The 16,510-nt window shown below is 70.1% G+C and carries 14 protein-coding genes; 3 read left to right on the top strand and 11 right to left on the bottom strand.

Annotation, left to right across the window (positions count from 1 at the left end; all coding sequences use genetic code 11):
- The 7 genes from narI to V1351_RS10795 form a co-directional block, all read right to left on the bottom strand.
- A complete protein-coding gene (narI, locus tag V1351_RS10825) occupies positions 1 to 753 on the bottom strand; it encodes a respiratory nitrate reductase subunit gamma (RefSeq protein ID WP_338748164.1) in 753 nt (250 codons plus the stop codon).
- Complete coding sequence (narJ, locus tag V1351_RS10820) at positions 750 to 1,499, bottom strand: nitrate reductase molybdenum cofactor assembly chaperone (RefSeq protein WP_338748162.1); 750 nt, start codon at positions 1,497 to 1,499, stop codon at positions 750 to 752. Before narJ ends, narI begins: the two co-directional genes overlap by 4 nt.
- Positions 1,496 to 3,178, bottom strand: coding sequence for a nitrate reductase subunit beta (gene narH / locus V1351_RS10815; RefSeq protein WP_338748160.1), 1,683 nt, complete (start codon positions 3,176 to 3,178; stop codon positions 1,496 to 1,498). Before narH ends, narJ begins: the two co-directional genes overlap by 4 nt.
- A gap of 25 nt (positions 3,179 to 3,203) precedes the next feature.
- A complete protein-coding gene (locus tag V1351_RS10810; RefSeq protein ID WP_338748159.1) occupies positions 3,204 to 6,935 on the bottom strand; it encodes a nitrate reductase subunit alpha in 3,732 nt (1,243 codons plus the stop codon).
- Complete coding sequence (locus V1351_RS10805; RefSeq protein ID WP_338748157.1) at positions 6,932 to 7,699, bottom strand: helix-turn-helix transcriptional regulator; 768 nt, start codon at positions 7,697 to 7,699, stop codon at positions 6,932 to 6,934. The genes V1351_RS10810 and V1351_RS10805 overlap by 4 nt, the downstream gene beginning before the upstream one ends.
- A 205-nt stretch (positions 7,700 to 7,904) precedes the next feature.
- The gene (locus tag V1351_RS10800; protein WP_338748156.1) at positions 7,905 to 8,852 is read right to left on the bottom strand and encodes an acyl-CoA thioesterase; all 948 of its coding nucleotides are present in this window, start codon (positions 8,850 to 8,852) and stop codon (positions 7,905 to 7,907) included.
- 53 nt (positions 8,853 to 8,905) lie between these two features.
- Complete coding sequence (locus V1351_RS10795; protein WP_338748154.1) at positions 8,906 to 11,026, bottom strand: RecQ family ATP-dependent DNA helicase; 2,121 nt, start codon at positions 11,024 to 11,026, stop codon at positions 8,906 to 8,908.
- 86 nt (positions 11,027 to 11,112) lie between these two features.
- Between V1351_RS10795 and V1351_RS10790 the strand changes: the two genes are divergently transcribed.
- The 3 genes from V1351_RS10790 to V1351_RS10780 are packed head-to-tail and all read left to right on the top strand — an operon-like array spanning position 11,113 to position 13,016.
- On the top strand, positions 11,113 to 11,580 hold the full coding sequence (locus V1351_RS10790; protein WP_338748153.1) for an acyl-CoA thioesterase: 468 nt from the start codon (positions 11,113 to 11,115) through the stop codon (positions 11,578 to 11,580).
- A complete protein-coding gene (locus V1351_RS10785) occupies positions 11,577 to 12,203 on the top strand; it encodes a hypothetical protein (RefSeq protein ID WP_338748152.1) in 627 nt (208 codons plus the stop codon). The genes V1351_RS10790 and V1351_RS10785 overlap by 4 nt, the downstream gene beginning before the upstream one ends.
- A gap of 21 nt (positions 12,204 to 12,224) precedes the next feature.
- Entirely contained in the window at positions 12,225 to 13,016 is a 792-nt protein-coding gene (locus tag V1351_RS10780; RefSeq protein ID WP_338748151.1) for an inositol monophosphatase family protein, read from the top strand.
- Positions 13,017 to 13,018: 2 nt separating this feature from the next.
- Here V1351_RS10780 and V1351_RS10775 read toward each other — a convergent pair whose 3' ends face one another.
- Genes V1351_RS10775 through V1351_RS10760 form a run of 4 tightly spaced genes read right to left on the bottom strand, consistent with a single transcriptional unit; the run spans position 13,019 to position 16,507 of the window.
- Positions 13,019 to 13,822, bottom strand: a complete 804-nt coding sequence (locus V1351_RS10775) for a glycerophosphodiester phosphodiesterase (protein WP_338748150.1) — start codon at positions 13,820 to 13,822, stop codon at positions 13,019 to 13,021.
- The gene (locus V1351_RS10770) at positions 13,819 to 14,385 is read right to left on the bottom strand and encodes a dienelactone hydrolase family protein (protein WP_338748148.1); all 567 of its coding nucleotides are present in this window, start codon (positions 14,383 to 14,385) and stop codon (positions 13,819 to 13,821) included. Before V1351_RS10770 ends, V1351_RS10775 begins: the two co-directional genes overlap by 4 nt.
- Before the next feature lie 17 nt (positions 14,386 to 14,402).
- Positions 14,403 to 16,106 carry a glycoside hydrolase family 13 protein gene (locus tag V1351_RS10765; RefSeq protein ID WP_422388973.1) on the bottom strand — a complete coding sequence of 568 codons (1,704 nt, stop codon included), beginning with the start codon at positions 16,104 to 16,106 and terminating at the stop codon, positions 14,403 to 14,405.
- Positions 16,103 to 16,507: a globin gene (locus tag V1351_RS10760; protein WP_338748147.1), complete on the bottom strand. Its 405-nt coding sequence runs from the start codon at positions 16,505 to 16,507 to the stop codon at positions 16,103 to 16,105. Before V1351_RS10760 ends, V1351_RS10765 begins: the two co-directional genes overlap by 4 nt.
- Positions 16,508 to 16,510: the final 3 nt, after the last annotated feature.

Below are 16,510 nucleotides of genomic sequence, written 5' to 3'. Positions count from 1 at the left end.
TCACTTGCGCTTCTGCAGCTCCGGGTGGTCCCAGCCGCGCTGTGGTCCGCTGAGCCCGGCCTCGTCGCTGCGGACGCGGTCACGGCTGCGGTAGACGATGTAGGGCCGGGTGAGGTAGCCGAGCGGCGCACTGAAGACGTGCACGAGGCGGGTGAAGGGCCACAGCGCGAAGAGGATCATCGCGCTCATGGCGTGCGCCTTGAAGCCCCACGGCGCCTGAGCCATCAGCTGTGGCTCCGGCTGGAAGAGGAAGATGCTGCGCCACCACGGGGAGACACCCTCGCGGTAGTTGTAGTGACCGCCGAATTCCAGCAGCGACCCGGCAATCGTGTTCCACATCCCGAAGATGATGACTGCGCCGAGGAAGACGTACATCACCTTGTCGTTGACCGTCGTCGCGGAGAAGACCGGACCGGTCATGCGCCGACGGTAGACGAGGATGCCCAGCCCGACGAGGGCGGCGACACCGGCCGGGATGCCGCCCGCGAGGGCCAGCACGTGGTACGCGCTGTCGCTGATGCCCAGGAAGTCGGTCCACATCTTCGGGATGACCAGACCGATGATGTGCCCGGCGAGGACCCCGAGCATGCCGAAGTGGAAGAGCGGGCTGCCGATGCGCAGGAGCTTGCTCTCGTACAGCTGCGACGAGCGGGTGGTCCACCCGAACTGGTCGTAGCGCCAGCGCCAGACGTGCCCGATGACGAAGGTCGCCAGACAGAGGTAGGGAACGATGACCCAGAGGAAGTCAGTCAACGGGGGGCTCCTACGGGGATGGTCGGGCCGAGGTCGGCCCGGGCGGACGGCTGGGGAGTGGGAGGGTGGGCGGCGCTCGCCCCGTCGAGCGCGGGGTCCATGGCGTAGGGGGACTGGTCGATGCCGACCTCCTCCTGTGGCGGGCCCTCGGCGATGAGACGGGCCAGGGCCTGCTCGTCGTCGCCCTTGAGCGCCGGGAGCGTCGCCCGCAGCGCGACGACGACCGGACGCCACGGTGACTCGCGGTCGGTGAGGGCACGGTGGAGCAGTTCGATCCCGACCCGGTGGTCGTTGAGCAGCTTCCAGGCGCTGGTCGGGTCGGCGCTGGCCCCGAACTCCAGGATCACGGACAGGTGGTCCGGCAGCTCGCTCCCTTCGTCGGCCATCTCGACCCCCGCAGCGCGGTAGGCCTGCTTGAACTGCACGAGGGCCGCTCCCCGCTTGCGGGTGTCGCCGTGCAGGAAGAAGGTCAGGTGCAGCGAGCACTTGCGGGTGACGTCGAAGGTGTCGACGTACTCGCTCTGCACCTGCTGCAGCGGGACGGTGTCCAAGCGGTCGAGGAAGGTGAGCAGTGGGCCGCCGACGTGCTCGGGCAGACCTGTTGCGGTCTCCCGCAGGAGCGGGCGAAGGGAGTCCAGCCGCTCGTCGGGGTAGTCCAGCAGCAGGGAGATCAGCTGCCAGGCGTCGGCCTGCGCCTGCGGGCCGAGGGCCGGTGCGCTTCGTCGGTGCCGTCGCCAGGGCATCATCGGGGATCACCCGCGGTCTGCGACGCGTGCTTGTCCGGGAAGAGTCCCTCCGGGGTGCCCTTGCCATCCCAGTTGAGCAGGTTGACCCGGCCGGACTTGTCTCCGCCTCCGACCAGCTCGTCGGAGGTCTGACGGTTCTGCAGCATGTGGAAGTTGTCCACCGCGACGGGCGTCAGCGACCCCGTGCCCGACCCCTCGCCGAAGGGGCCCGAGCCCTCGTCCGGCTGGGTGTCGTAGCCCGAGACGGCGCAGTCGGTGGCCAGCTCCTCGAGGGAGTGGGCCTGCTCGCCGTGAGCGGTGGGGATGACGTACCGCTCGTCGTACTTGGCCAGCGCGAGCAGGCGGTACATGTCGTACATGTCCTCCTCCTCCATGCCGACCGACTCGGCGATGTGCGCCTGGGGATCGCGGCCGAGGTTGATGTCACGCATGTACGAGCGCATCGCGCCGAGCGTGCGCAGGATCCGGTCGACGGGCTCGACGTCACCGGCGGTGAAGAGGTTGGCCAGGTACTCGACCGGGATGCGCAGGGTGTCGATCGCGGCAAAGAGGTTGTCGTGATCCTCTCCGTCGTACCCGGTGTCCTTGATGACGTCGACGACCGGGGACAGCGGCGGGATGTACCAGACCATCGGCATCGTGCGGTACTCAGGGTGGAGGGGGAGGGCGACCTTGTAGTCCATGATCAACCGGCGCACCGGGGACTTCTTCGCGGCCTCGACCCAGTCACCGGGGATGCCGGCCTTCTCGGCCTCGCGCTGGACCTCGGGGTCGTAGGGGTCGAGGAAGACCGAGCGCTGCGCCTCGTAGAGATCGTGGTCGTCCTCCACCGACGCCGCGTCCAGCACCGCGTCGGCGTCGTAGAGCATCAGGCCGATGTAGCGCAGTCGCCCGACGCAGGTCTCGGCACAGACGGTCGGGATACCCACCTCGATGCGGGGGTAGCAGAAGGTGCACTTCTCCGCCTTGCCCGTCTTGTGGTTGAAGTAGACCTTCTTGTACGGGCATCCGGTGACGCACATGCGCCAGCCGCGGCACTTGTGCTGGTCGACCAGGACGATGCCGTCCTCCTCGCGCTTGTAGATCGCGCCGGAGGGGCAGGAGGCCGCGCAGCTGGGGTTGAGGCAGTGCTCGCAGATCCGCGGCAGGTAGAACATGAAGGTCTGGTCGAACTCGAACGTGACCTTGTCCTCGATGCCCTTGAGCATCGGGTCCTTGGCGGCGTGCTCCGCACTGCCGGCGAGGTCGTCGTCCCAGTTGGCCGACCACTCGATGTTCATCGGCTTGCCCGAGATCAACGAGTACGCCCGGGAGACCGGGAAGTTCTTCTGGGCCGGCGCGTTGAGTACCGTCTCGTAGTCGTAGGTCCACGGCTCGTAGTAGTCGCTGATGCTGGGCATCTTCGGGTTGGAGAAGATGTTGAGCAGCTTGTTGATCCGACCACCGGCTCGCAGCTTGAGGCGTCCGTTGGGGGAGCGGACCCAGCCTCCCTTCCACTCCTCCTGGTCCTGGTACCCGCGCGGGTACCCCAGGCCCGGCCGGGTCTCGACGTTGTTGAACCAGACGTACTCCATGCCTGCCCGGTTGGTCCATGCCTGCTTGCAGGTGACCGAGCAGGTGTGGCAGCCGATGCACTTGTCGAGGTTCATCACCATCGACATCTGGGCCATGACGCGCATGTGTGTTTCCTTCCTTCGCCCGGGCTCAGTACTCGACCGGCGCGGTTCGCTTGCGGATCATCGTGACCTCGTCGCGGTTGTTGCCGGTCGGACCGATGTAGTTGAAGAAGTAGGACAGCTGTGCGTACCCGCCGATGATGTGGCTCGGCTTGACGAGGATGCGCGTCAGGCTGTTGTGGATGCCGCCTCGCTTCTGATCGGTCTCCGTCAGGGGGACGTCGATGAGCCGGTCCTGGGCGTGGTGCATGAAGACCGTGCCCTCGGGCATCCGGTGGCTGACGATGGCACGCGCGGCGACGACACCGTTGCGGTTGACCGCCTCGATCCAGTCGTTGTCCCTGATCCCGATCTTGGCCGCGTCCTGGTCGGACATCCACACTGCCTGGCCACCGCGGCTCAGGCTGAGCATGAAGAGGTTGTCCTGGTACTCGCTGTGGATGGACCACTTGTTGTGCGGCGTCAGGTAGCGCACCGCGACCGAGACCGACTCACCCTCGGCCTGGTGGGTGTCGCCGATGGGACGCTCGCCGAAGAGGCGGGTCATGTTCAGCGGTGGACGGTAGGTCGGCAGGCCCTCACCCATCGCGAGCATCCAGTCGTGGTCGAGGTAGAACTGCTGGCGCCCCGTGAGGGTGTGGAAGGGCTTGAGTCGTTCGATGTTCTGCGTGAAGGGGGCGTACCTGCGGCCACCCGACTCGCTGCCCGACCACTCCGGTGAGGTGATCACCGGAGCCGGGCCGGCCTGGGTGTCGGCGAAGGTGACGTGGGCACCTTCGTGCTCGGCGGACAGGTCGTGCATCAACTGCCCGGTGCGCTTCTCCAGGTCCTTGAAACCTTCCGTCGCAAGGTGCCCGTTCGTCGTGCCCGACAGGCGCAGGATCGCCTCGGCGACGTTGATGTCGGTCTCCAGCGTCGGTCGGCCCGCGGTGGGCCCGCCCCGGACCTCGCCGTTGAGCCGCCGCAGCTCGTCGATCTCACGCGTGGGGTCGTACTTCACGCCCTTGGTGACCATGCCCACGTTCTCGAGCAGTGGCCCGATGGCGGTCAGCTTGGCGTGGATCGCGGTGAAGTCCCGCTCGACGGCGGCGATGGTCGGCATCGTCTTGCCCGGGACGGGTTCGCACTCGCCGTGCTTCCAGTCCAGGACACGGCCGTGGACCGCGGACATGGCCTCGGGAGTGTCGTGCCACAGCGGCTTCGCGACGACGTCCGTCCGCGTCCCGAGGTGGTCGACGGCCATCTCGGAGAAGCGCTTGGCGATCTCCTTCCACGCCTCCCAGTCGGTCTTGGACTGCCACGGTGGCGCGATCGCGGGGTTGAACGAGTTGACGTAGGGATGCATGTCCGTGGTGTTGAGGTCGTGCTTCTCATACCACGTGGCCGCGGGCAGCACGACGTCCGACAACAGTGTCGAGCTGGTCATCCGGAAGTCGATGGTCATGAGCATGTCGAGCTTGCCCTCGGGCAGCTCCTCCGGCCAGGCGATCTCCTGCGGGCGCAGGTCCTGCGGGGCCTGCGTCGCCTTGACCGCGTTGCTCGTCCCGAGGAGGTGCTTGAGGAAGTACTCGTTGCCCTTCGCGGAGGAGCCGAAGAGGTTGGAGCGCCACAGCGAGAGCACGCGCGGGAAGTTGTCCGGGTTCTCCGGGTCCTCGATCGCGAACTGCAGGCTGCCGTCCTTGAGGGAGGAGGCGACGTAGTCACCGACGGGGACGCCGGCGGCTGCCGCCTCGTCGGCCACGGTGAGGCTGCTGCGGTCGAACTGCGGGTAGGACGGGGCCCAGCCCAGCCGGGCCGACTGCGCGAGCAGGTCCATCGTCGTGCGACCGTCGAAGGCCCCGGTGCTGCCGTTGATCTCCTCGGCGGAGAAGGTGTCGTAGCGGTACTGGCTGGTGTTGACGTACCAGTACGCGGTCTGGTTCATGTGCCGCGGCGGGCGGACCCAGTCCAGGGCGAAGGCCATCTGCTGGAAGCCCATGAGCGGTCGGACCTTCTCCTGGCCGACGTAGTGCGCCCAGCCGCCGCCGTTGCGACCCTGGCAGCCGGTGATCGTTGAGAGGACGAGCATCGTCCGGTAGGCCTGGTCCGCGTGGTACCAGTGGTTCACTCCGGCGCCCATGATGATCATGCCGCGCCCGTTGGTGTCGATGGCGCTCTGCGCCCACTCCCGGGCCAGGCGCTCGATCTGCTCGGCGGGCACCCCGGTCAGCTCGGCCCCCCATGCGGGGGTGGCCGGCACGCTGGTGTCGGTGTAGCCGCTCGGCCACGTCCCCGGCAGGCCGTCGCGGCCGACGCCGTAGTGGGCGAGCATGAGGTCGAGGACCGTCGTGACCAGGTGGCCGCCGATGTGCCGCACCGGCACCCCGCGCCGCTCCGTGACCGCCCTGCCGTCGAGGTTGTCGAAACGTGGCAGCTCGACCTCGACGGACTCGTCGGACCCGTAGAGGCTCAGGCGAGGACGGATGTCACCGAGGTCGAGGTTCCACTGACCGACGCCCTCCTCGCCGAAGCGGTGGCCGATCGAGCCACGCGGGATCGCGACCTCGTCGGTGACCTCGTCCAGGACCGCCGGCTTCCACATGGCGTTCTCGCTCGCGGCGGCCGGGTGGTCGAGGTCGCCGGCCACGAGGAACTTGCCCGGTCGATAGGCGATCCCGTCCTCGGACCGCTCGAGACTGATGAGGTACGGCAGGTCGGTGAAGGTCTGGTTGTACTCGGTGAAGAAGTCGACCTGTCGGTCGACGAAGTACTCCTTGAGCACGACGTGGGCCAGGGCCATCGCCAGCGCACCGTCGGTGCCGGGAGCCGCCGCGACCCACTCGTCGGCGAACTTCACGTTCTCGGCGTAGTCGGGCGAGACGGCGATGACCTTCTGTCCTCGGTAGCGGGCCTCGATCATCCAGTGGGCGTCGGGCGTGCGGGTCAGCGGGACGTTGGATCCCCACATGATCAGGTACGCCGCGTCCCACCAGTCACCGGACTCGGGCACGTCGGTCTGGTCGCCGAACATCTGCGGCGAGGCATTGGGCAGGTCGGCGTACCAGTCGTAGAAGGAGAGCATCGGGGCTCCGATGAGCTCGTGGAAGCGGGCGCCGGACGCGTAGCTGACCTGCGACATCGCGGGGATGGGGGAGAAGCCGGCGATGCGGTCCGGTCCCCAGCGCTTGATCGTGTAGACCTTCGCAGCGGCGACCATCTCGACGGCCTCCGCCCACGACGCACGCACGAGGCCGCCCTTGCCGCGGGCGGCCTTGTAGGTCCGCGCGAGCTCCTCGTCCTGGACGATCGAGCCCCATGCGACGACCGGGTCGCCGTAGGTCGCCTTGGCCTTGCGGTACATGTCGAGCAGCACCCCGCGCACGTACGGGTAGCGCACCCGGGTGGGGGAGTAGGTGTACCAGGAGAAGGCCGCGCCACGCGGGCAGCCGCGGGGCTCGTACTCCGGGCGGTCGGCACCCGTGGTCGGGTAGTCCGTCTGCTGCGCCTCCCAGGTGATGATCCCGTCCTTGACGTAGACCTTCCAGGAGCAGGAGCCGGTGCAGTTGACGCCGTGGGTGCTGCGCACCACCTTGTCGTGGCTCCACCGGTCGCGGTAGAAGACATCACCCTCGCGGCCACCCTCGACGAACATCGAGCGCTGGTCCTCGGAGATGCCCGCCTTGGTGAAGAAGCGGCGGGTGCCGACGAGCGCGGACGAGAGCGAGCCGTCCAGGCCCGCGGAGCGGGGGAGCTTCGAGGCGGGTCGTGGGGTGGTGGTCATGAGTTGCCTCCTCTGGGGGCGAAGTCCGCCCGGGTGGTGACGTGGGCCAAGCAGTGGGTCGGACCGACGAAGGGTTCGAGGGAAACCTCGGTGTCGTGCTCGCCGAGCGCGTCGAGCGTGCCGCGGATCAGACCGCGATGGATCCCGCAGGCGACCTCGGGGTGCGCCCTGGCGAGGTCGATGAAGGGGCAGTCGATGAGGTCGATCCGGGCGGTGCGGCCGGTGTCCTCGGTCCGGACGTTGGGGGTGTATCCCCACACCTGCAGGGTGTCGACGAGGTGCCCGATGGTGCTCAGCCACTCGCCGGCCGTGCGCGCCGGTGCGGGCTCGTCGGGACGGGTCACGTGCTGCTGCGCCCAGGCGATGCCGACCTCCTCGGGGCTCAGGGGCCGTCCGTCCTGGTCGCGGGCACCGAAGGTCTCGGTCAGCAGGGTGGCCAGCAGGCGGAAGGCCTCGTGGGGCAGGCGGTCCAGGGAGCCGGGGGCGACGAGGTAGCGCTTCGTCGGTCGACCGGCGCCGGCAGTGCGCTCTGATCGGCTGATGAGCACTCCCGCCTCGACGAGCCGGGTCAGGTGGAAGCGCACCGTCGTCACGTGCAGACCGACGAGGTCGCCCAGCTCGCGGGCACTGAGTCCCCGGCCGCGCCGCTGCTCCGGGAGGTTGGCCAGGGTGTCGACGATGTCGCGCCGCACGGCGGACCGCAGCAACTCACCTGGGCTACCGGGATCGGCACTCCCTCGCGTGGACTCCTCGGAGACGGTCACGAGCGATACTGTGCCAGATAAAGAGGAATTAACCCAGTACGACCCGGCTCACCGTGTCGCGGTGAATTACGCAACAGAACGGTGGTCTAATCCCTTGATCTCATGGGGATCTCGGAACGGCGGGGGCCGACGGAGGTGCGCAACCGCCCGAGACGTGGCGTTCCCGGAGGTAGTGGAAAATGTGAATAAAAAGGAGTGGCCCGGGTCAGGCGTCCTTGACCCGGATCATGCCTTCCTGGGTGATCGTCGTCGTGAGCAGTCCGTCCCTGGTGAAGACCTTCCCGATCCCCAGTCCACGACCGCCTTGGGCGGAGGGTGACTCCTGCGAGTACAGGAGCCACTGCGAGGGGTCGACGATCCGGTGGAACCACATCGAGTGGTCGAGGCTCGCCACGCGCAGGCTCGGGTCGATCCACGTGCGTCCATGGCGTCGCAGGACCGACTCCAGCAGCGTGTAGTCGGACATGTAGGCCAGTACCGAGGCCTGGAGGTACGGATCGGTGCCGACCTCGCCGAGGAGACGGAACCACACGTCCTGCCCGGACTGCCGGGTCTGGGCGGGCTGCATCGTGATGTCGCCATCGATGTAGCGGTGGTCGACGGGGCGGCCGACGAGGTGGTGGGCTCGTGGGTGGTCGATGGTTGCGAGCGTGTCCGTGATCGAGGGCAGGTCCTCGGGCGGCGGGACGTCAGGGATCCCGTCGTGGTGGTCGAGACCGCCGGCGGGGTCCTCGAAGGATGCGCTCAACGACAGGATCGGTCGTCCGTGCTGCATCGCGTGGACCCGACGGGCGGAGAAGGAGCGACCGTCACGCATGCGCTCCACCGAGAAGCGGATCGGCTGGGTGTCGTCTCCCGGCCGCATGAAGTAGGCGTGCAGGGAGTGGGGGAGCCGTTGCGGGTGCACGTCGCGCACCGTGAGGCTGGCGGCCATGAGGGACTGGGCCAGCACCTGGCCGCCGTAGACCCGGTGGTGCGGCTGCACGAGGCTGTCGGCCACGTAGACGTCGGCCTCGCTGCTGCTGACGTTCTCGGTGTCGTCGACGCCCGCGACGGTGATGGTCGCGGTGCCCAGCCGTTGCAGCTCGAGGACGGACAGCAGGTCTGCCAGCGAGCGCGCCTGGCGCTCGGCGGGGGTGAGGTCGTCGGTCACGAGCCGTCTCCATTCATCGGGTCAGGCACGAAGGCTATGCGATGTCGGTGTCCTCAGCCGTCGATGCCCAGCACGAAGGGGAGGACCTCGGCCGCGCCGGCGCGTCGGAGGGCCCGGGCCGCGACGGTGAGCGTCCATCGGGAGTGAGCGACGTCGTCGACGAGCAGGACCGGTCCGGTCAGACCGGGAAGCGAGGCGGCCAGCTCCGGCCCGACCTCCAGACGCTCCCACACTCCCGCGAGCCGGTAGGCGGAGTTGCCGCCGGGTCCCCCGACCGGACCACCGTCGACGAGGTCGAGGGAGCCGAGGACGGGCAGGCGCCCGATCTGACCGAGCTGCTCGGCGAGTGAGGTGACCAGTGAGGGACGACTGCGGGAGGGGATGGTGACGATGCCCGCGGGGCGAGTGCCCCACCCCCACTCGGCGAGAACCCGGACGACGGCACGCACGGTCGTCTCCGGTACGGGCTGGTCGCTCGTGAGCAGCTCACGCACCCGAGGGCCCCAGCCCAGATCGGTGACACGGGCCAGTGCCCGCCCGGGGGACATGCCTTCGTCCGAGGGGATCCTGCCCCTGACCGGCACGCCGAGCCGGTCCATGCCCGTGGGCCACTGGGCCCGGGGGTCGAGGTCGACACCGGCGCGGTCGAGGGTCGAGCGGGCCGAGCCCAGGGCCTCGTCCGGGACGTCGGCGTCGATCCACGGACCCGCGCAGCGGTCGCACCGGCCGCAGTCCGTCGCGCTCGGATCGTCGAGGGTGCGCTGGAGAAAGGCCATCCGGCAGCCGTCGGTGGCGATGTAGTCGAGCATGTGCTGCTGCTCGGTCTCCCGGGCGGCCGCGACCCGCTCGTACCGCTGTGCGTCGTAGATCCACGGCACTCCCGTGCTGGTCCAGCCACCGCTGACGCGCTGGACGGCGCCGTCGACGTCGAGGACCTTCAGCAACAGCTCCAGCCGGGTCCGGCGGATGTCGACGATGGTCTCGAGAGCGGCTGTGGAGAGCGGCTTGGCGGCCTCGGCCAGGGCGGTGAGCACCGCAGCAGCCTGGTCCTCGCGCGGCATCGACGAGGAGGCGAAGTGCTTCCAGATGGAGACGTCGTCGTGCCCGGGCAGGAGCACGACGTCGGCGCGCTCGGTGGCGCGACCGGCACGGCCCACCTGCTGGTAGTAGGCAACCGGTGACGAGGGTGCGCCGAGGTGGACGACGAAGCCGAGGTCCGGCTTGTCGAAACCCATGCCCAGCGCGCTGGTGGCGACCAGGGCCTTGACCTCGTTGTGACGCAGCGCCTCCTCCATCCGCGCCCGATCCTCCGCGTCGGAGCGACCGGTGTAGGCGGCGACGGTGTGGCCGGCGGCGGTGAGCGCCGCTGCGACGTCCTCGGCAGCACTGACGGTCAGGGTGTAGACGATGCCGCTGCCCTCCAGCCGGCCCAGGTGGGTGGCGAGCCACGCGAGGTGGTGGTCCATCCCGCAGCGGGGCAGGACCGCCAGCCGCAGACTGTCGCGGGCGAGCCGCCCGCGGACCGTCAGCACCTCGTTGTCGGCTCCGGCGGCCAGCTGCTCGGCCACGTCGAGCACGACGCGCTCGTTGGCGGTCGCCGTCGTGGCGAGCACGGGGGTGCCCGTCGGCAGCTCGCCGAGCAGGTCCTTGATCCGGCGGTAGTCGGGGCGGAAGTCGTGACCCCAGTCGCTGACGCAGTGCGCCTCGTCGACGACGAGCAGGCCGCACCGGCGGGTGAGGTCCGGCAGCTGCTCGGCGCGGAAACGCGGGTTGTTCAGCCGCTCGGGGCTGACCAGCAGGACGTCGACCTCGTCCCGGGCGAGCTGGCCACGGACCTCGTCCCACTCCTGCGCGTTCGCGGAGTTCATCGACACGGCACGTACGCCGGCCCGCTCGGCCGCCGCGATCTGGTCCCGCATCAGCGCGAGGAGTGGGGAGACGATGAGGGCGGGCCCGGCCCCCTTCGCCCGCTGCAGCCGGGAGGCGACGAAGTAGACCGCCGACTTGCCCCACCCGGTGCGCTGCACGACGAGCACCCGCGACCCGCTGCCGACGAGCGCGTCGATCGCCTCGAACTGGCCGTCCCGGAAGGTGACGTCGTCCCGACCGACGAGCCGTCGCAGGACGGCGGTCGCGTCGTCGAGGAGCGGGGTGGCTGCGGGGGAAGTGGTCATGCGATCACCGTAGGTGAGGCCGCTGACGACACCGTCCCCACCGCACGGGGTGGGGACGAACGCGACCGTGGTGCGAGGATGTGGACATGAACGAGCACCAGTCGGCGTCCCCACGGTTCACGGCCGATGTCGGCCTGCGGTGGGGGGACATGGACTCCCTCGGGCACGTCAACAACGTCCAGTACCACCGGCTGCTCGAGGAGGCCCGCATCCGGGCCTTCAGCCACTGGTTCGATGCCAGCGGCAGCGAGCGGATGCGCAGGTCCGGCGTGCTGCTCGCCCGTCAGGAGATCGAGTTCCTCAGCCAGCTGGTCTACCGCCCCGAGCCGGTGGGCATCGAGATGTGGGTCACCCACATCGGCGGAGCCAGTTGGGAGATGGCCTACGAGATCGGTGACCCGGGCCCCGACGGAGAGACGGTCTACGCCCGGGCCGAGAGCACCGTGGTCGCCTTCGACATGGCAGCCCAACGACCGAGGAGGCTCAGCGAGGACGAGCGGGCGGCGCTGGCCGACTACCTCGGTGGGCCGGCGCAGATGCGCAGGCGTCGGTGACCCTCCGGCTGGTCGACGCGGCGAGCGCACAGGACCTGGCCACCTACCTGGCCCGGGCCAAACGGGTCGACGACTCCGGTGATGTGCGGCTGCAGGCCGTCGGTGGGGTCCTGGCGGCGTGGACCTGCGTGGTCCCCGGACGAGGGCTGGGCAGTAGCGGCCTGGTGCTCGGTCTGCGAACCTTTGCGCTCGCCGAGCCGACGACCAGTGACCGCACCGTCCCGCTCGGGGCCGTCACCGACCGCCTGGCCCGTAGCGGAACCGAGATCCCCGACCCGCCGATGACCACCCGGCCGGCGTGGGGCGCACTGAGCCCGCCCCGCTCCGGATGGGAGCCCGTCGGCACCGTCCCGGACGCCCGGCTGCGGGACGTGGCGCTCAGCGGCATCGAGGAGGTCGCGCAGGGGGCACCCGAGGGATCCGGGAGCGCGGCCGTGGCGGACCTGCGGTCCCGCGTCTGGGGGCGCTCCACCGACACGGTCCCGCCGGTGCCCGCGGGCACGGCCTTCGGGTTGCACGTCCTGGGCTTCCTGAGACCCGACGAGCGGTCCGAGGTGAGTGTGCACACGACCGGGCCGTGGATGCGCACGGCGACCGACCGGGGCTTCGTCATCGCCCGCTGACTGCGTCCTAGGGTGGGGCGCGTGGACACCCTGACCGCGGACATCCCCGCCGACGTCGACGACGTCACCCTGGCCCTCGAGCTGACCCGACGAGCAGCCCGGCTGGCGACGAGGATGCGAGCCGAGGGGCTCGAGGGTGCCCGGAAGACCTCGATCACCGACGTCGTCACAGCCGCCGACCACGCGGCCGAGGAGCTCGTCGAGTCCGCTCTGCTGCGCTTGCGACCACAGGACGGCATCGTCGGTGAGGAGGGTGCCGAGGCCGAGTCACGCTCCGGCCGCACCTGGGTCATCGACCCTGTCGACGGCACCTACAACTTCCTCGCCGGGCTGGCCACGTGGTGCAGTGCTCTCGCCCTCACGCAGGAGGGCGAGGTGGTCCTGGGTGCGGTCCACCAGGACGCGGTCGATGAGTCGTGGGTCGGCGGTCGTGACCTGCCGGCGCGCCTCAACGGCACCGGGCTGGTGCCCCTGGCCGACCTGCCGCTGGCCGAGGTCTGCCTGGCGACCTATCTGCACCCGACGCTGCTCCCGGACGATGACCTGCGCGGCCCGTGGCTGGCCGCGGTCTCGCAGGCGGCGACGGTGCGGATGTTCGGCTCCGCGTCGTGCGACCTCGCCGCCGTCGCCGCCGGTCGCGTCGGCGTGTGGGCCCAGCAGGCCGTCGCCGACTGGGACTGGCTGCCCGGCGCGGCACTGGTGCGCGCGGCCGGTGGCCACGCCGAGCAGGTCGAGGTGCGCGGGCGGGCCTGGAGTGTCGCCGGTCGTCCCACGGCAGTGGACGAGGTCGTCGCCGCCCTGCGCTCGGCCTGATCTCAGCGAAGGGGGTGGCCCCGCTCCGCGAGCACGTCCCGGAGGGTGTCGATCCGGTCGGAGACGATCCCGTCGACCCCGAGGTCGAGGAGGCGGTGCATCTCGTCGGCATCGTCGATGGTCCACACGTGCACGTGCTTGCCGAGGCGGTGGGCGGCCGCGACCAGGCGACGGGTGACGATGGTGGGGGTCACCGGTCCGATCCGGTGGGTCACGGGGATCTGCAGGGCCTGGGCGGGAGAGCGCAGCAGCCGGGAGAGCGCCGAGGGCAGCAGCCGCATCGTGGCGACGTCGGTCGGGCCAGCGGACGTCGCCAGCCGGGGACCGAGTGCCTTGCGTGCCGCCCGCAGTCGGGAGTCGCTGAAGGAGCCGATGCACACCCGGTCGAGTGCGTCGTGGCGGCGGATCGCCTCGGCCAGCGGTGCCACGGCTGCCGGCGCCTTGATGTCGATGTTGAAACGTGCCTGCGGGAAGGCCTCGAACAACTCGTCCATCAGCGGCACCGCGTCGGCGCCGTTGATGCGGGCGGTGGACACCTCGCTCCACGGCAGCTCCGCGATGGCACCGTGGCCGTCGGTGACCCGGTCGAGGACCTCGTCGTGGAAGGCGACGAGGCGACCATCGGCCGTCGCGTGCACATCGGTCTCCAGATAGCGGTAGCCCATCCCGACGGCCTCGCGGAAGGCAGCGACGGTGTTCTCCCTGCCGATGTTGGGCTCGTAGGTCGACCCGCCACGGTGGGCCAACCCGATGGGCGTCGCATCGGCGAAGTAGGGAAAGTACTCGGCCGGCGGCACGGGGCTCATGCTGCGTCGCCCCTGTCGAGGAAACCGAGAATGCGCTCGATCGTCGCGTCCCTGGCCGCCTCGTCGAAGTCGGGTCCCTGCGGATCGGTGAACAGGTGTCCCCGTCCGCGGGTGACGTAGTCCTCGAAGGGAGCACCGCTGGCCCGCACCGCCTCGCCGAGGGCATCGACATCGGCCGGGGAGATCCACGGGTCGGTGGCGTACCGGTGCACCTGGACCGGTACGCCCGACCACGGGGGCCGCGGCGCGGTGACCGAGTGCATGAGGACCGCCGCGCGTGCGCGCGGCCGCTTGGCAGCCAGGCGCTGCGCGAAGAAGGACCCGAGCGAGAATCCGGCGAGAACCGTGTCGTCGGGCAGCCCATCGGCGACGGCGCGTACGTGCTCGAAGTACTCCGGGTGCGCGTCCCGGTGGGCGATCCCCTCGGCCTCGTCGTCGAAGACGTGCCCCTCGTAGAAGTCGGGGGTCGTCACCCGGTGTCCGTGGCGGCGCAACCGCTCAGCGAAGTCGTGGACGGCCGGGCGCAGGCCGAGGGCCGAGTGGAGCAGCAGGATCGATGCCATGGGGACTCCTTCGTCGTTCAGCCGAGTGTGGCCCAGACCGCCGTGTCGGTGGGCACCTGCCGCCCGTCGAGAGCGCCCGAGGCCACGAGCACGGTGGCGTCATCCGGCAGCTCGACGGGGGTGGTCGAGAGGTTGGCGATGATGAGCGTTCGCTCGCCGTCGGGAGCAGTGACGACGTAGCCGAGCACGTCCGCGCCCAGGCCCTCGACCTCGGCGAGCGCGCCCCGGCCCATGGCCCGCTCCCGGCGCAGCGACAGCAGGGTCCGGTACAGCTCCAGCGTCGATCCCCTCACGCCGGTCTGCACGTCGACCGCCAGGTCCGCGTAGCTCTCCGGCTGTGGCAACCACGCGGCACCGGTGTCGTTGAACCCGAGGGCGCGGGCTCCCTTCGTCCACGGCATCGGTACCCGGCACCCGTCCCGGCCGCGCTCCAGACCACCGGTCCGCATGAACGTCGGGTCCTGACGCACGGCATCCGGCAGGCTCGTGTGCTCGGGCAGGCCGAGCTCCTCGCCCTGGTAGACGTAGGCGCTCCCGGGCAGGGCGAGCATGAGGGTGGTCGCCGCTCGGGCGCGGCGCAGGCCGAGCTCGGCGTCCGGCTGGGGGTCGGTGGCGCCGATCCCGTTCGGTCGGGGCAGCCCCTGGGGAAGTCCGAAGCGGCTGGCGTGGCGCAGCACGTCGTGGTTGCTGAGCACCCACGTCGCAGGGGCACCGACGGCGTCGTTCTCGGCGAGGGACTGGGCGATGACGGTACGCAGCGGCTCGGCCAGCCACGGGGCCTCGAGGAAGTCGAAGTTGAAGGCCTGGTGGTACTCGTCCGGCCGGACGTAGCGGGCCAACCGGTCCGCGGGCGCCACCCAGGCCTCGGCGCACATGATCCGCTCGGGCACGCCGTAGGAGTCGAGCAGCTCGCGCCACTCCCGGTAGATCTCGTGGACGCCGTCCTGGTCCCAGTACGGCGCCTCGTGCGTGACCTCGAGCAGGCCGCCGGGGTGCTTGTCGTAGCTGGGCAGTCCCTCCTTCTTGACCAGGCCGTGGGCGACGTCGACCCGGAAGCCGTCCACGCCACGGTCGAGCCAGAAGCGCAGGATCCCCTCGAAGTCGGCGCGCACCTGTGGGTTCTGCCAGTTCAGGTCCGGCTGACTCGGGTCGAACAGGTGCAGGTACCACTGGCCGGGCGTGCCGTCCGGCTCGGTGACCCGGGTCCACGCCTTCCCGCCGAAGTTGGACAGCCAGTCGGTCGGTGGCAGCTCGCCGTCCTCGCCGAGCCCGTCGCGGAACATGTAGCGGTCCCGCTCCGGACTGCCGGGCGCGGCGGCCAGCGCCTCCCTGAACCACTCGTGCTCCCATGAGGTGTGGTTGGGCACGAGGTCGATGACGACCCGCAGGCCGAGCTCGTGGGCGCGGGCGACGAGCGCGTCCGCGTCGGCGAGGGTCCCCAGGAGCGGGTCGACGTCCCGGTGGTCGGAGACGTCGTAGCCGCCGTCGAGCTGGGGGGAGCGGTAGAAGGGGGAGAGCCACACCGCGTCGACACCGAGGTCGCGCAGGTACGGCAGACGTGCGGTGATGCCGGCCAGGTCACCGACGCCGTCACCCCCGCTGTCGGCCCACGAGCGCGGGTAGATCTGGTAGATCACGGCGTCACGCCACCAGGGCGCGTGCGCTGTGGACGCGGGGTGCAGGGCGCGGGTGGGAAGGGGGGCGGGGACCGCGGCGGTCACAGTGGGGTTCCTTCGTCGTCGGCGTTGATGAGCATGTCTGCGGCCCGGCGGAAGTAGTCGCGCATGGCCGCGTCGTGGGGCTCGGGAAGCTCGAGGGTGTCCATCGCGGCCAGCATGTGCCGCATCCACCGGTCGCGCTGGTCCGGCGTCACCGCGTAGCCGACGTGACGCATCCGCAGGCGTGGGTGGCCACGCTGCTGGCTGTAGGTCGTCGGACCGCCGAAGTACTGCTCGAGGAACATCCGCAGTCGCACCTCGGCGGGCCCGAGGTCGGCTTCGGGGTAGAGCGCGCGCAGCGTCGGGTCGTGGGCGACCCCCTCGTAGAAGGCGCGCACCAGGCGCACGAAGGTCTCGTGCCCCCCGACCTGCTCGTAGAAGGTGTCGGAAGGTTGTGCGTCCACGTC

The organism is Janibacter sp. A1S7, from assembly GCF_037198315.1.
Classification (GTDB): Bacteria; Actinomycetota; Actinomycetes; order Actinomycetales; family Dermatophilaceae; genus Janibacter; species Janibacter alittae.
The sequence above is the reverse complement of the archived record's forward strand: the minus strand, read 5'-3'. Positions and strand labels throughout refer to the sequence as shown.

Bases quoted from the DNA above. Each gene is read 5' to 3' on its own strand.
- V1351_RS10810 (WP_338748159.1), bottom strand. From the start codon at position 6,935: ATGACCACCACCCCACGACCCGCCTCGAAGCTCCCCCGCTCCGCGGGC.
- narH (WP_338748160.1), bottom strand. From the start codon at position 3,178: ATGCGCGTCATGGCCCAGATGTCGATGGTGATGAACCTCGACAAGTGC.
- V1351_RS10790 (WP_338748153.1), top strand. From the start codon at position 11,113: ATGAACGAGCACCAGTCGGCGTCCCCACGGTTCACGGCCGATGTCGGC.
- V1351_RS10770 (WP_338748148.1), bottom strand. From the start codon at position 14,385: ATGGCATCGATCCTGCTGCTCCACTCGGCCCTCGGCCTGCGCCCGGCC.
- V1351_RS10775 (WP_338748150.1), bottom strand. From the start codon at position 13,822: ATGAGCCCCGTGCCGCCGGCCGAGTACTTTCCCTACTTCGCCGATGCG.
- narJ (WP_338748162.1), bottom strand. From the start codon at position 1,499: ATGATGCCCTGGCGACGGCACCGACGAAGCGCACCGGCCCTCGGCCCG.
- V1351_RS10795 (WP_338748154.1), bottom strand. From the start codon at position 11,026: ATGACCACTTCCCCCGCAGCCACCCCGCTCCTCGACGACGCGACCGCC.